This is a genomic window from Rothia sp. HSID18067 (genome assembly GCF_003989445.1).
GTDB classification, from domain to species: domain Bacteria; phylum Actinomycetota; class Actinomycetes; order Actinomycetales; family Micrococcaceae; genus Rothia; species Rothia aeria.
In genome coordinates this window covers 206,420-221,361 of sequence record NZ_RBMF01000001.1, presented here as the reverse complement: position 1 = coordinate 221,361, position 14,942 = coordinate 206,420, and the positions used below count along the sequence as shown (strand labels likewise).

Genomic DNA, 14,942 nt, shown 5'->3' with positions numbered 1-14,942 from the left:
CACTAGGGGCGTGTTTAAGATTCTGTTTTATACGCCGGAAATCCCGGGCAATACGGGCAATGCTATACGTTTAGCTGCTATTACGGGGGCTCAGCTGCACTTGGTGGAACCGCTAGGTTTCACCTTTGAGGACGCGCATCTGCGCCGTGCGGGACTGGATTATCACGATTTGGCGGTGGTAACGGTTCATAAAACCCTTGAGGATGCGTGGGATGCACTGGCACCGGCGAGGGTTTTCGCGTTTACGACCACGGCGGCTACCTCATATGCGGATATTACGTACCGCCCCGGTGACGTGTTCATGTTCGGTCCCGAGTCGGTGGGTCTGCCCGAGAAAGTACAGCAGGATGAGCACATTACGGAACGTGTAAAAATCCCCATGGTTCCGGGGCGCCGCTCCCTTAACTTGGCGAATTCCGCCTCCATTGCGGTGTTTGAGGCATGGCGCCAGCACGGTTTTGCAGGCGGAAAAATTTAGCCCGTTCCGTTGTTAGCGGGCGGGGCTGACGCACACCAGCTCCACCCGCTTACGCCGGGCTCACGCGCGTTATTTCTGTTTCCGTTTGTGGATTTCCTGCACCGCCTGCGGGATGACAGTGAAAAGATCCCCGACGACACCGAAGTCGGCAATCTCGAATATGGGCGCGTCCGCGTCCTTATTAATGGCGACAATGGTCTTTGACGTATCCATGCCGACCTTCTGCTGGAGAGCCCCCGAAATACCCACGGAAACATATAGTTCGGGAGAAACGCTCTTGCCGGTTTGCCCAATCTGAGTAGAGTGATCCAGCCAGCCTGCGTCTGTGACGGCGCGGGTCGAGCCGATCGCGGCGCCGAGCGCATCCGCCAGATCCTCAATGGGGGCTAAATTTCCGCCGATACCGCGGCCAGCAGCTACAACAATAGCTGCTTCTTCAAGGTTGGGGCGGGCAGATGCAGGCTTCTCGGTCACCTCGGTGATGCGCACCGTATCGTATCCGGGCAGAGTATAGGTGGTGAGTACACCCTCCCCTACCGCAGCGGGCGCCTCCGCCGTATCTACCGAATTAGGGCGTAGGGTTACCAGCGGCAGGCCCTCAACCCGCACGGTGCTGTCGTACTCGCCCGCCAAAACGTTCTTACGAATATTGAGCGCATCATCCATGTCATGAGCGCCCGTCACAACGCCTACGGGACGAGATCCCGCCTCGGAATTCCCGAGGCGCACGGCCACGCGCCCCAGAAGCTCAATCGAGTCAATATCATGCGGGGCAAGAACCACATCGGGACCAAACTCAGTAATAGCCTGTACGGCGAGTTCCACGCGGGCAGCAGGCAAAGTATCTGTCATGGATTGCGCTGGGGCAAAGACACGTGCCGCGCCCTGTTTAGCGTAAAACTGCGCAATATCAGCGGAGCCTTGGGCGAATGTCAATACTCCCAGCTGTGTTCCGCCCTGTCCAACACCGGCGCGCAGTCGTGCCAACGCTAAAAGTTCTCGGTCCACACTACTAGGTTCGGTCGCAAAATTCGTTGTGCCGCCTATAACCAGCACACGGTATGCAGTCGTCATCATTATCTCCTGTACTGGTTAAATAAGGTTTCGGGATGCCAAGAATTCGACCAGCTGTATGCCGCCGTCGCCTTCATCCACGATGGTTTCACCTGCGGTGCGTTCTTCCCGCGCCTGCGCTTCGGTCACGGTAACGGCCGATGCGCTGCCGCCGAACTTAGCAAGCTCATCCGCAATATCCGCTGCGTTCACGGTCGTAATAGGCTTCTTTTTTGCTGCCATCAGCGCCTTAAAGTTGGGGTATCGCGGAGTGTTCACCTGGTCGGTCACCGAAATCAAAGCGGGCAATTCAGTTTCACAATGCTGCGAGCGAGCATCCAGATCCCGGCGTGCCCTAACAGTTCGGCCCGCAACGGTCAGCGATGCCACCTGAGAGATTCCGGTGCGCCCCAAAAGTTCGCTCACCTGAACGGGCACCAACGAAGTCTCACCTTCGGTTGATGCCATACCCGTCAGAATCAGGTCGAAGGTGCCGTGTTCCTGCTCATAGGTGGAGAGTGCAGCGGCTATGATGCGTGAGGTCGCCAGAGCATCAGCCCCTGCGAAAGCATCGTCGAGAATGTGTACGCCTTCGTGTGCACCCAGCTGCAGCGCACGGCGCAGCCCCTTAGAGGCATCTGCTGCGCCTAACGTAAAGGCGATAACTGCAGAATTCGCTGCATCGGTATCTTCCGCTTCGACAATCTGCATGGCGGCTTCCACAGCGTATTCGTCAAGCTCACTCATCACTGATTCGCTGCGGTCTACCCGCAAGGTATCGTCAAGTTTTTGTTCAAATTGGGTGTCTGGCACGTACTTGGTAAGTACGGCGATGCGATATGCGTTTTCGCTCACGCTCATCCTCCTGCGCCTCATGTGTGTGCGGCGCGTTTGTGGGGTTTAGTTAGGTTTGGCTATATTCTACCGTTTAGCGGGAACGATGGCACCTCTTCCGTACGGTAACCCGACACAACCAGTGGCGCATGTTCTTGGCGGGAGCGTACCAGAACGGGGTGGGATATCCGCAATTGTCGCGGATATCCCACCCCGTTCCGGTACATTAGTTAGGGCTTAATGCTATTTTGAGTCTGAGTCACCCAGGGTCACCTGAATTTCTTTGACTTCTGAGCCTCGTTGCACCTTAAAGGTAGCTTTTGTATTCGGGGCCATGGAACGCACAGTACCGTTGAGCTCTTCGTCAGCTTCAATACGGTGCCCGTCTACTTCAACTACCACATCCCCCTTCTTCAGCCCGGCCTTATCAGCGGGGCTTCCGCTAGAGATATCGGTGAGTTCCACACCGCCTTCGAACAGCTTTGACTTGCCGTTGTCGGTGGTGGCGCCGGTGGTTTTCACACTCGCCCCTAGGTACCCGTGGGACGCTTTTCCTTTGGCAATAATCTCGTCAGAGATACGTTTTGCATAGTTCGAGGTGACGGAGAACGACATACCGGCTGCCGCACCACCATCGGTGCTGCGGTACCCCTGTGTGTTAATACCGACCAGCTCCCCGCGGGTGTTCACAAGGGGGCCACCCGAGTTGCCGTGGTTAATCTCGGCGTCGCTTTGGATCATGGGGATATACGCGGTTTTCTTATTATCTGCGGGCGTCACGCGGGAGGCACTGGCGACCACCCCAACCGTCACACTGTCACGGTAGTCATAGGGGGAACCGAGCGCGACCACCTGGTCACCGGGAACAAGTTTGGATGAGTCGCCGAAGGTAATGGGGGTTAACTCAAGCCCCTTGGGGTCAATCTTAACGACCGCAAGGTCAGATGCCGGGTCGGTTCCCACAATCTTCGCCGTGCGAACTGTACCGTCGTGCAGCCGCACCTCCACCTGATCAGCTTTTGTGGAGTCATCAGTAACCACGTGATTGTTAGTGAGGATATGCCCGTTAGTATCTAGAATTTCGCCGCTACCGGTGCCTGAGCCACTGCCGACTTTTACGCCCACAGTCACAGTTGAGGGAAGCACCTTTTTGGCGGTTTCAGTGATTACCGTCGGGTCTGTGGAGTTCAGGTTACTGCTGCTTGTAGTGCCGGAACTTTTGGACGCGCTGGAGCTGACGGCGCCAGATCCGCCACTGTTTGAGGCAGCAATACCTCCCCCAACCCCCGCGCCTACGCCAGCGCCTACAAGAGATGCCAATAGAGCCGCTGTAAGGACCACACCAGTACTGTGTTTTTTGGGTTCACTCGGCTCAGAACCGGGGCGCTCATTCTTGGGGTACTCGTTCGCGTTATTACCCGAACCCGGTTGGTTTTGCGCGTAAGCATACTGCTGCTGGTTTTGAGAATAGCCACGGCTCTGCCCGTACTGTTGGTTGCTGTATTGAGGCGGGTACTGCGCACCGTTATAGCCGCTTTGCTGGCTGCCATAGCTCTGGTTCCAACCGGGCTGGGTCATGGGTGTTTCCTCTTTCGTCACGTAAGGTTTCTATCATTTATGTTTCGAGCGTGAAGCCGTTGCGGGGGTTGCCTCGCGGTAGCGTCGTTGTTCGCGAGCGCTTGTCCTTCTCAAGAGTAATGGGCCGTTCTGCACGAAAACGGAAGAATTACTATAAAGCCGCCCGGAGTTTGCTGGGAACTACCTGTGAACCATAGGGTGTTTACCTTTCATTTCTTACACCCTTGATGCACAGGTGTCATTAAGGGCATATGCCGGAAGCGCCTACCACGTTATATTTTACGTTTTTTCGCCGCGTGCCGCAGCAGATTTTCCAGCGTTCCCACATATCATATAAATACCGATAGATACTAAATAATCTTATATTGGAGCATCGTATGAGAAATCTTGCCCATAAAACTCTAGCCGCCGTAGTAGTGGCAATAACACTATGTACCGGGCTTTTCGTGTCTGGTTTTGGCGTTTCTACGGCGCAGGCACAACCGGTGTTCAACGCATCTCTTGATCCGAAACGTCCCGTAATAGATAAAAGCGGGGCGCTTGATAACCTTGCGTCAGGGCTTAAAAACGAACTCACACAACAACTGGCCAGGGCTAATAACCTACACGCAAAAGGTGCCTCCAGCGGTAAGGAATACAGCATCTTTATGGTGGTTGTTAACGGCACTGATTCTCTTACTCCGCAGCAGTGGGGCAAAGAATTCCTCTCGCATAACCATGCCCCAACGCCCTCTGTTGTGCTTGTGATTGATTCTTCTCAGCAACGCGGTGGTATTGCCAGTAATGACCAAGCATTCCTCACAGACAAAGGCGCAGACTTACTATATGTGCAAAACAACACCGATATCCGTAACAGCCCTAACCCTGAACTCGCTATACGGTTCCATGTAGGCGAAGGCTACTACGGTAGCGCAGGACGTCAATTCGCAAGTTTGCTATGGAACTTTCAGGGGCTGCAACGCGATAACGAAATCCCTGATTCGGTAACTGCAGAAGCCAATGATTTTACCAACGGCAACAATACGGTTCAGGTACTTATTATCGTACTTATAGTGATTGCGGCTGTAGTGATGATCGCCGTTGTTATTACGGTTATCTTCCTTCTCAGGCGACAGAAAAAACACGACCTTCTCCTATCACAAACCCATGCCGAGAAGATGCCCCACGGCATTCCACCGGCTTCAGCTTCCGACCCGCATCAAAACAGTGAAACATAGAAGTCACCCGGTACGAACCGTTCATATCCTCACTACCCACATACAGGCGGTTAAGGGTCTTGTGAGGATATCTAACCCCTTTCCTATATGTTGGGGCACGCCGCTACGGATAAACGGTTAAACCGTAGCTGGGAGTTCCCTCAGAGCCGTCTTGGTGAACACCCGCAGGCAGTGACTATTTGTATTAGGCCGGTAAGATGGGAAGAAGGCGCGCACAGTGCGTGCCGTTGTTCTCGCGCTATGTTTGAACGGGAGCGTAAGGTACCAGGAAGGGGCCCTCCTTTGACGATACTGTCTGAGCAGAATACGAGTACTCGACCGGCTGCTTTCTCACCCCGTGTGTGCCTCCGCCGCGTCCTATGTGTAGGCGCCTTAGCCTTTGGTGCAACCGTGCTGCCGGTGGCTGCCCCTCTTGGCGGGTCCTCGTTCGTTCTCCCATCTGCTTGGGCGCAGGAGCCTATGAGCATCACCGGTACAACGGTGCTTGATAACACTTCGGTGCTGGGTGATACTGCCAATTTGAAGAAAAAAATCTCTGACCTTTCAAAAAACCATAAGGTCGATCTGCACGTTGTCACTATTAATAAGTTTGAGAACCCTTCATCTTCTAGTGAATGGGCAAAGGCGCTCGCGAAGAAGAATAATTGGGGATCGGCTGATGCGGTGCTGGTAATAGCTACAGAATCGCGGCAGGCGTACTTTATTGCCGGCAGTGAGAAGACTCTTTCTTCTGAGCAGCAGTCGAAGGTGTATCAGGACTATGTGAAACCCAAGCTGCAAAGTGGTGATTACAAGGGTGCAGCCGCAGCGGCTGTTGAGGGTATTGATGCACAGAAGTCCGGTGGCTCTGGTGTGGTGGTTGGCGCCGTTGCAGTCGGTACGGCAAGTGTTGCGGCTGTTGGCGGAACATACCTGTACCGCCGCCGCAAAAAGTCTGCTGAGGCCAAAAAAAGCGGGGTCAATAAATACGGGTACCCCACGGTACCGCAAGCCACGATTGAAGAGTTGCAAACCCGAGCGGGTGCTTCCCTTGTGCAGGCCGATAATACGCTGGTGCGTTCACGCCAGGAAGTTGAGTTCGCACGCGCCCAGTACGGGGATGCGCAGGTCGCCGAGTTTGAGAAGGAAATTGTACGCGCCGATGAACTCATGAAAGCGTCATTCCACCGGCAGAAGCTTCTGGAGGATGATGTTCCTGATACCCCGGCGGAGCAGCGGGCATGGCTGGGAGAGATCATTGAGAATTCCCGCCAGGTCACTGAGATGATGCAAGCTCAGGAAGAGAAACTGTCTTCGCTTCGCAACCTTGAGCATGATGCCCCCGCTGCTATTGAAAAACTTCAGCTGGGCCTTCCTGAACTGGATCAGCGAATTGAGGCGGTACAGCGCACCTACTCGCAGCTGCAGGAGCGTTACCTGCCGAGTGCTCTCGAACCGGTGAAGGAAAACGTGGCGCTCATAGAAGCCAACCGTACCCTGCTGCAGCAGGAGCTTGACCAGGCTAATACACTGTTGGGTACTTCCCGTTCTGAGGCTGTGGTGCATCTACGTTCCGGTGAGGAGGCTGCCCAGCAGGTGGCTAAGCTTGCGGAGGCCGTGCAGAACCGCGCTGGCGAGTTGGAGACAGCCCAGAATAATCTGTCTACTGACCTGTTGAGCGTGCAGCGTGATATTGCGGAGGCCAAGAGCCTGGCCGCTTCGCAGAATAAGGATGATCTTCAGGCGGTTGCTGCGGGGATGGAAGCGGTACTGGGAGAGGTACGTCAACAGTCAGAGGCACGCCCGAATGACCCGCTGGCCCTTAACGAGCAGCTGCGGCAGCTCACGAGTGAGCTGGATAAATCAATGACCTCTCTCAGGGCTGATCGGGAGCGTCAGCACGCAGCAGAGCAGAGTTTAGAGCGTGCTCTGCGTTCGGCGCGGGTGCAGGTTGATAGTGCCCGTGATTTTATTGGAAACCGTCGCGGTGGGGTGGGGTCGCAGGCCCGCACCTACCTCTCAGAAGCGGAATCGCATTTGTCTGAGGCGCACCGGTTACGCACCACGAACCCGGCTTCCGCCCTTGATAGCGCAAACCGCGCTATTGCGCTTGCTACAGACGCGCAGAACGCCGCGAACCGAGATATGAACAGCTACTATGATGATCGTGGCGGTCGCGGAGGGTTCGATATAGGCGATAGCTCCCTAGCGAAAGGGATGCTTCTGGGTACCATTTTGGGGTCACTGAGTTCCGGCTCCGCACACGGGCACTCTGGTGGTGATTCCGGTGGATTCTTTGGCGGCGGTGGCTTTGACTTCGGTGGTGGCGGCTTCGATTTCGGCGGCGGCGACTGGGGCGGTGGCGGAGGAGACGGCGGATCGTTCTAGACCTCTAGTGTTTTAGGGTTTGCTCGCTCCCGCAGTGCTTCTTATATGGAGCGCTCACGCAGGTGTTTCCCAGCGATTTTTCAGATAGGTACTCGATAATAATGTGTGTGCGCGCACGGTAAGTGAGGAGGGAAGCCCTCCCCCGGTGTGGCCGCAGGATAAGGAATACAAATGGTAAAGCAGTCCATTTTCGGTCGTATTGCTCAGCTGGCAAAAGCTAACATTAATGCGCTTCTAGATGCGGCCGAAGACCCGCAGAAGATGCTCGATCAGATGGTGCGAGACTACACGAACAACATTGCTGAAGCTGAAGCAGCTGTGGCACAGACCATCGGTAACCTGCGTATGCTTGAGCAGGATCATGCTGAGGATGTGCGTGACGCCGCTGAGTGGGGTTCAAAGGCTCTAGCGGCTTCCAATAAAGCCGATGAGTTCCGTGCCGCTGGAGATGCCGCCAACGCTGACAAATTCGATAACTTGGCGAAGATCGCTTTGGGCAAGCAGATGCAGGCCGAGAAGGAAGCTAAGACCGCCGAACCTCAGATTGCGGCTCAGACTGAGGTGGTTGAGAAGCTCAAGGACGGCCTGACGAAGATGCGCGCCAAGCTGGATGAGCTGAAGGCAAAGCGTGATGAGCTGAATGCACGTCAGAAGACCGCCGCCGCTCAGACCCAGGTGAACGATGCTCTGAAGGCATTTGACGTCATGGATCCGACCAGCGAAGTATCCCGTTTTGAGGAGAAGGTGCGCCGTGAAGAGGCGCGTGTGATCGGCCAGCAGGAGCTTGCAGCTTCCTCGCTGGATGCCCAGTTCAACGACCTTGAAGAGCTCGGCCGTCAGACTGAACTTGAAGCCCGCCTTGCGGCGCTCAAGAACAAGGGTAACGGCGGCGCTATCGACGCGTAAGTTACCTTTTTGACCCGATGGTAACGGGTGGGGTGGGGTTACACGTAACTGTTCGTGGGCCCCACCCCTTATATGTGCCCGCATGATGCAGGCACCTGAGCTCCCAGCCGTAGTAGAACTGGCTTGGGTTACCTAAACCCGTTGAATCGTACTAGCTCAGGTTTGCGTAGCGGTATAGGAACGCCGCCATCGCGTTACGTTCGGTCGGTGCACCGGGACGGAATGTGCGATCGGGCCATCCGGTGGTGATCCCCTTAGCCGCCAGCCACTGGATTTCCTTGTAGAACGGGTTGGAGGTGTTCACATCAGCAAATCGCTGCGAGCCGGGGTTGAATGCGGGTGAGCTGTTAAACCGGTAGAAAAACGCGGCCATTGCCTCCCTGCTGACTGTTTCGTGGGGACGGAATGTGCCGTCGGCCCAGCCGGTGGTAATACCCTGCTGGTACATCCACACGATTTCCTTATACGCGGGGTGCTGCACCGGTACGTCACGGAACGGTGAAATGGCGGGCAGGTTCACTTGCGGGGATCCAGCCAGACGGTACAGGTAGGCGGCCATGGAGGCACGGTTCACCTTCGCGTGCGGGCGGAAAGTACGGTCAGCATACCCAACCATTAGACGCTTATCGGAGTTCCAGCTGATTTCATTGTAGAAAGCGGCCCCCTCAGAAATGTCATTGTATCCGGCGCTCATGCGGTACCCGCCCATATCAAGGGACTGCGCCAGGATATGCGGCAGGTCGTAGTCGTGGTGCGAAAGGTCGGGAATGTACCGCAGCCGGGTGTTAAACCCTTCTTGGGTGTAACGGTTATAACCGGTTTCCACGGCGGTACGGGCGCTCCAGGTGGGCGGGTTTGTAGAACCAGAGGTGTCTTTCTCACCCACCCACCAGTACATGGGCTGAGATTTAATGTGCTGCGGGGCTTGGGTCTGCATGCCCGTGTTTGAGCCCCCAGCGACCATAATGGACCCGCCACCGGTTCGCCAGCTCCCCTGCCGGTCTGCATTCAGCTCGTATGTGATGAACTCGGCCCCGCCGGAGTAGCCCATCGTCCACACCCGAGAAGGGTCAATACCGGAATCTGCAATGAACTTCTGTGCGAAGCTGCGGAAGTAATCGCCATTAGCGTCTTGGTTTTCCCACCAGGTGATCCCATCGCCTGAGGCGTTCTTATCTGGTGAGATAACGGGCACAAACACCATATTACGGGCGTTAGCGATACGTCCCATTGCGGTAAGCATACCGTTATTAGGGCTGTGCACCTTGGAGTCTTTCGCTTCCCAGTAGTCACCATCGACGTAGAAGACCACACCTACCGGCTGCGACCAGTCAATACCGTTAGCGTAGACATGATACTGGGAGCTCACCCCGTTCGGGGCGGTGTAGCTGCGGTAGGTGCCCGAGGCGACAGCCGCCTGCGCGGGAACAGTCAGGGTGCTACCGATAATAGCGGGAATGGTAATGGCAGCAAGAGCCCCAGCCCGCACCTTGTTTTTAAGGTTCACGTTATTCCTTGGGTTCGTAGATATTAAGTTGTGATATGAACTTGTGTATGAGCTAACTAAAAAGTGAAATGTTCAGGTTCCGGTTCCGCCTCAAAAAGCGTCAGGCCCGGACTGCAAAGATAGGACCCAAAGGGAAACCGCACATTTCTAGTAGATAAAAGTACCAGTAGAACGCGAGTCTGCAAACAACGCTGAAAGCAGCCTCATCGAAGCAGATCTGCGCCTTCGCTAGATAGTTACCTGCATGTATTCTTATCCATAAAATACAGCTTGAGGGTTTGGTAAACCTTCTGCTGTTTTAAAGTTTTGATACCTCGATAGATTTTCTTTAAACCTCAACTGCAGAAAGATTAAGGCCTGGTAAGGAGCCGTTGGAAGAGGAACGCAGCATGTGTGAGAAACAACACCGCGCGTTGCATATTTATTACCGATGGAAGAGAAGCTTCCAAAGGCATAAAACAGCAGGTCAGGGCCGCTACTGCTGTTCCAGTGACCGCCGTAGAAGGCCCGGTAAATCATAATCAAGATGCCCCTGCCCAGGCAGGCAATCACCATCTTTCTGGGCATCAAATCCTGCGTCAGTGTACCGCTTATACCCCTGGTTGGCAGCGTCAGCAGCACTCCATTTGGGCGGATCAGTTTTATAATCAGTATCGCTGCAATTCACCCACCAGAACATAGGTATGGGCTTAATGCTGTCGGGGGCCTCAATCCTTTTTCTCAGCCCCGCCGCCACCAACCATAATGGACCCGCCACCGGTACGCCAGCTATTGCGGCGACTGGCGTTCAACTCATTGGTAATGAACTCGGCCCCGCCGGAGTAGCCCATCGTCCACACTTGAGAAGAATCAATACCGGAATCCGCAATGAACTCCTGCGCGAAGCTACGGAAAAAATCGCCGTTCTCCCCGATATTCTGCCACCAGGTAATACCATCGCCCGAAGAGTCCTTATCCGGCGAAATAACGGGCACAAAAACCATGTTTTTCTCATTGGCGATCTGCGCCATCTGCTGCATCGTGTTGCTGTCAGGGTTGTACACATTGGACTTATTGGAGTTCCAATAATCACCATCGAAATAGAAGACCACACCCACCGGCTGCGCCCAGTCAATCCCATCAGCGTACACATGATATTGCGAGCTCATTGACCCGTTAGGGGCGGAATAGTTCAAAAACCTCCCCGAATCTACCTCCGCCTGTGCGGGAGCGGAGAGGGAGCCGCCCACAAGGGCAGTTACGGTCACAGCGGTTAAGGCTGCAGCACGGATCTTTGGTAAAAACGCATCTGTCCTCCTGAGACCTTGAAGGGGTACTACCTGAGGTGCTTCACATATAACATGGGCCCAGCGCAAAGACGGTCTTAAAGGGGTAGCCGGTACCCAGAGCTAAAAATATGATAATGATTCCTAGCAACAGATTTTCTATAGGTTAACGCTATCAAGAGAAACCGCTTCTGTGAACAGCCACCTGGGTTATTACATTCCAGATAACAGGCGCTAACCCAAAACCCGCGCACCAAAAAGCTCCCGAAGTCATATGACTTCGGGAGCTTACACGTTGCGGGGGCAGGATTTGAACCTGCGACCTCCGGGTTATGAGCCCGGCGAGCTACCGAACTGCTCCACCCCGCGGCGACTTATAAGACTATACACGGCACGCCGCGTATCCTCAAATCGAAACAGCCACATGAGAGAAAGAGCACACAATCAGCTGGGCACAGGCCCGTGCTAAGGCATAAGAAAAGGCCCCGGCCAGTAAACCAGCCGGGACCATACCCATTGCGAGCCTCTTAAGAACGCCCGCCGCTACTGCCGTGAAGCCGAAGCACTGGCACTTGCCGAAGGGCGAGCCGCCGAAGCAGAAGCCGCTGGGGTAGCAGAAGGTGACGATGAAGCACCAGAACCACCCTGTGAAGACTGCTTCCCTTCAATCTCCACAGCCTTCTGCAGAGCATCGTTCAGGCGCTTCTGGGCCTCCCCATAGGCCGCCCAGTCACCCTTCTTCATCGCCGCATCCGAATCCTGCATAGCCTTCGCCGCATCCGATAGGGCCTGCTTCAACGAACCGCTAGTGGCATCAGCACCCTTAGACTCCCCCGTCCCGGATGAAGAATCCGCAGGCTGGGAGGCATTCGAACCGGTCGGCTTATCAATCTTCGCCCCCGACGAGCCACCAAACACCTGGTTCAATGCCTCCTCAAGCGAAGGCGCGAAACCCACCTTATCGCCGAAACTCACCAGCACACGCTGCAGACGCGGATACTTCGCATCCCCGCTAGACTGCACGTACACCGGCTGCACATACAAAATACCGCCAGCAACCGGCAAGGTCAGCATATTGCCGTTAATCACCTCGGACGAGCCGCGCCGCAGCAGGTTCAGCTGGTTCGACACCTCAGCATCAGAGTTGAAAATATTCTGTGCCTGACCCGGGCCGGGAACCACCGACGAACGTGGCAGCTCCAGCAGCCGCAGCTTACCGTAGTCCGGGCTACGCTCCCCATCCTTACCGGTGCCAGCATCGCCATTAGCAGCCAAGAACCCGTACATGACGTTCCGTGAGTTCGAATCGCTCTGCTGCGGAATAAACGAAGAGGTCAACGAGAAATGAGCCTGCTTATCACCGGGCATCTGAAGCGACAGATAGTACGGCGGGATCGGCCTGCCGCTATCGTTTGTAGGATCATTCGGAATCGACCACACATCATCACCCGCGTACAGGCTGTGGGCGCTCGTCACGTGGTACTTATTCAACATGCTGCGCTGAACACTGAACATGTCATTCGGGTACCGCACATGGCTTATCAGCTCAGCACTCATGTCCTTATAGCTTTTCACCGTGCCCGGGAACACGCCACGCCACGCCTTCAGAATCGGGTCATCCTCATCCCAAGCGTACAGGTTGACCGACCCGTCATAGGCATCAACGGTAGCCTTCACCGAGTTACGGATATAGTTCATCGAATTCCCCCGGCCCTGCGAACCCGAAGAATCCTGCGTATTACCCTGCGAATAGGGGAACTGGTTAGTGGTCGTATAACCATCCACAATCCACACCACACGATTATTCACAATCGCCGGGTACGCCTTCGAATCAACCTGCAAATACGGGGCAGCCTTACGCACACGATCCATCGGATTACGCTCATACAGGATCTGCGAGCCATCACGCACCGCATCCGACAGCAGAATATCGGACGACTGGAATTTAATAGCGTACGAGAGACGGTTCAGCCACGAATCCACGCGCGGCCCGCCGCTACCCGTAAACGTGTACTTCGCGTCTGCACTGTTTGCCTCATCAGCAGACTGCGGGCGGTCAAGCTCAAGCTGATCCCCGTTGCCGCCCACAATCGAATACTGCGGTGAGCTCATCCCGAAATAAATACGCGGCTCATAGTTCTCAGAAATCACGCCGGTTGCTTTAATCCCAGACTGCATAAACTTAGGATTGCCGTTAGCCGGATCCACCTGGTTACCGTACGCGGCAATCACACCATACCCGTGCGTATACACCACATGGCGGTTATACCAGGACTCCCCCGAAGTCTGCGACGGGTTCAGCTCACGGGCGGCAATCACCGTATCCTGGGTTTTCTTATCAATCGAATACCGGTCCACCGCAAGATTCGTATCAAACCGGTAATACGGGCGGAACTGCTGCATCTGAGCAAACGCCGACGACACCACATTCGGGTCCAATAGGCGAATATTCTCAATTGTTGGGCTCGACCCGGAAAGACCACCCGCGGCAGTATTAATCGTGGCATCATACGGGGTGGTCTCAACCTTATCCAGCCCATACGCGTAGCGGGTCGCATCAATATTTCGTTGAATAAACTCAGACTGCGCCGCCTGCTCATTCGGAACCACCTGGAACCGCTGCACAATCCACGGGTACACCCCGCCAGCCACCAGCGCCACAATCACCAGCATGGCCGTACCAATCAGCGGCAAACGCCACCGGTGCGTCGAAGCAGCCATGAGGAAAAACACCGCCACCAGCACCGCCGAAATAGCCAGAATAGCCTTCACCGGAATAATCGAGTTCGTATCGGTGTACATCGCTCCAGCCCAACGCCCAGACTGCTGCTGCACCGTAGTGTACCGGTCAAGCCAGAACCCCCCAGCGCGCACCAGCAAGAACAGGAACAACAACACCGCAATATGGCGGCGAAAAGCAGATGAAGTACCCATACCGCCGGGCTGCACACGAATACCGCCGTAAAAATAGTGCATCATGATACCGCCCAAACCAGCGAGCACCAGCACCACCGAGAACAGCTTCACCAAAAGCTGCAGAAACGGCAAGGTAAAAACAAAAAAACCAATGTCCAGGCCAAACTCGGGGTCCTTCACCCCGAACTCTTGGTAGTTAAAGAAAAGCGCAACAGTATCCCACTGGGTGATGAACGTGGTCGCCACCAGCACCCCCAGCACAGCAGGCAACACCAGCAGCAGGGCCTTACGGATACGCTCCACGCTCCGGCGGTACTTGACCATGCTGTCCTCAAACGAGTGCTGCCCGAACATGTCCCGCAGCAGCTCCTCAGCCTCCGCCTGCAGCTCCCCCCGAGCAGACTGGGGTTTCTCAGAGGTTTTCTCCTCAGAATCCGAACCCTGCTGCTTGGCTTTTTGCGGGCTCTCAGCCGCGGGGGCAGGCTCCTCAGCATGTTTCACCGCATACGACATAGAAGCCCACAAAGGCACCGCCACCAAAAGGGCAGTCACCACGAACACCCCAGCCTTCAGAAGCGTCTCGGTCACAAAAACGCCGCCGAACCCCAGCTGACTAAACCACAACCAGTCGGTATACACCTGAGTGGCAAACACAAAAGCAGCAATGAGCGCCGCCACAATCACCAAAGTCCAGCCCAGCGGACCGAACCGGCGTTTGCGCCCGGCGCGATTCGGGTGCGCAGAAGCAGAAGCCGTCACAATACCCTCACAATACGGTTTAAAGATTCATTGAGGCTATTATCTCAAATCACCGGTGAGGT

General features: G+C 55.3%; 11 protein-coding genes and 1 tRNA gene. 4 read left to right on the top strand and 8 right to left on the bottom strand.

The window, feature by feature from the left end:
• Positions 1-10 precede the first annotated feature (10 nt).
• Entirely contained in the window at positions 11-478 is a 468-nt protein-coding gene (locus tag D8M23_RS01065) for a tRNA (cytidine(34)-2'-O)-methyltransferase (protein WP_037235252.1), read from the top strand.
• A gap of 69 nt (positions 479-547) precedes the next feature.
• Here the strand turns inward: D8M23_RS01065 and D8M23_RS01060 are convergent, their stop codons facing one another.
• The 3 genes from D8M23_RS01060 to D8M23_RS01050 form a co-directional block, all read right to left on the bottom strand.
• On the bottom strand, positions 548-1,555 hold the full coding sequence (locus D8M23_RS01060) for an electron transfer flavoprotein subunit alpha/FixB family protein (RefSeq protein ID WP_126853187.1): 1,008 nt from the start codon (positions 1,553-1,555) through the stop codon (positions 548-550).
• 15 nt (positions 1,556-1,570) lie between these two features.
• Positions 1,571-2,392 carry an electron transfer flavoprotein subunit beta/FixA family protein gene (locus D8M23_RS01055; RefSeq protein WP_126853185.1) on the bottom strand — a complete coding sequence of 274 codons (822 nt, stop codon included), beginning with the start codon at positions 2,390-2,392 and terminating at the stop codon, positions 1,571-1,573.
• 216 nt (positions 2,393-2,608) lie between these two features.
• Positions 2,609-3,964, bottom strand: a complete 1,356-nt coding sequence (locus D8M23_RS01050) for a S1C family serine protease (protein ID WP_236588862.1) — start codon at positions 3,962-3,964, stop codon at positions 2,609-2,611.
• 356 nt (positions 3,965-4,320) lie between these two features.
• Here D8M23_RS01050 and D8M23_RS01045 point away from each other — a divergent pair, with 356 nt between their 5' ends.
• The 3 genes from D8M23_RS01045 (at position 4,321) to D8M23_RS01035 (ending at position 8,433) form a co-directional block, all read left to right on the top strand.
• A complete protein-coding gene (locus D8M23_RS01045) occupies positions 4,321-5,160 on the top strand; it encodes a hypothetical protein (RefSeq protein WP_126853183.1) in 840 nt (279 codons plus the stop codon).
• A gap of 282 nt (positions 5,161-5,442) precedes the next feature.
• On the top strand, positions 5,443-7,527 hold the full coding sequence (locus D8M23_RS01040) for a TPM domain-containing protein (RefSeq protein WP_238693718.1): 2,085 nt from the start codon (positions 5,443-5,445) through the stop codon (positions 7,525-7,527).
• 171 nt (positions 7,528-7,698) lie between these two features.
• A complete protein-coding gene (locus D8M23_RS01035; protein WP_023134061.1) occupies positions 7,699-8,433 on the top strand; it encodes a PspA/IM30 family protein in 735 nt (244 codons plus the stop codon).
• A gap of 151 nt (positions 8,434-8,584) precedes the next feature.
• Here D8M23_RS01035 and D8M23_RS01030 read toward each other — a convergent pair whose 3' ends face one another.
• The 5 genes from D8M23_RS01030 to D8M23_RS01015 all read right to left on the bottom strand — a co-directional run bounded on the left by D8M23_RS01030 (position 8,585) and on the right by D8M23_RS01015 (position 14,880).
• Entirely contained in the window at positions 8,585-9,940 is a 1,356-nt protein-coding gene (locus tag D8M23_RS01030) for an S-layer homology domain-containing protein (protein ID WP_126853181.1), read from the bottom strand.
• A 252-nt stretch (positions 9,941-10,192) separates the two neighbouring features.
• Positions 10,193-10,507: a hypothetical protein gene (locus D8M23_RS11785; protein WP_174234591.1), complete on the bottom strand. Its 315-nt coding sequence runs from the start codon at positions 10,505-10,507 to the stop codon at positions 10,193-10,195.
• A 140-nt stretch (positions 10,508-10,647) separates the two neighbouring features.
• Positions 10,648-11,187 (bottom strand): hypothetical protein, encoded by a 540-nt coding sequence (locus tag D8M23_RS01025; RefSeq protein ID WP_238693717.1) that lies wholly within the window; start codon positions 11,185-11,187, stop codon positions 10,648-10,650.
• A gap of 313 nt (positions 11,188-11,500) precedes the next feature.
• Positions 11,501-11,574, bottom strand: a tRNA-Met gene (locus D8M23_RS01020).
• A 174-nt stretch (positions 11,575-11,748) separates the two neighbouring features.
• On the bottom strand, positions 11,749-14,880 hold the full coding sequence (locus D8M23_RS01015) for a UPF0182 family membrane protein (RefSeq protein ID WP_126853179.1): 3,132 nt from the start codon (positions 14,878-14,880) through the stop codon (positions 11,749-11,751).
• Between the last annotated feature and the right edge of the window lie 62 nt (positions 14,881-14,942).

Coding starts and splice junctions, on each gene's coding strand:
- D8M23_RS01060 (WP_126853187.1), bottom strand. CDS start 1,555: ATGATGACGACTGCATACCGTGTGCTGGTTATAGGCGGCACAACGAAT.
- D8M23_RS01055 (WP_126853185.1), bottom strand. CDS start 2,392: ATGAGCGTGAGCGAAAACGCATATCGCATCGCCGTACTTACCAAGTAC.
- D8M23_RS01045 (WP_126853183.1), top strand. CDS start 4,321: ATGAGAAATCTTGCCCATAAAACTCTAGCCGCCGTAGTAGTGGCAATA.
- D8M23_RS01035 (WP_023134061.1), top strand. CDS start 7,699: ATGGTAAAGCAGTCCATTTTCGGTCGTATTGCTCAGCTGGCAAAAGCT.
- D8M23_RS11785 (WP_174234591.1), bottom strand. CDS start 10,507: ATGCCCAGAAAGATGGTGATTGCCTGCCTGGGCAGGGGCATCTTGATT.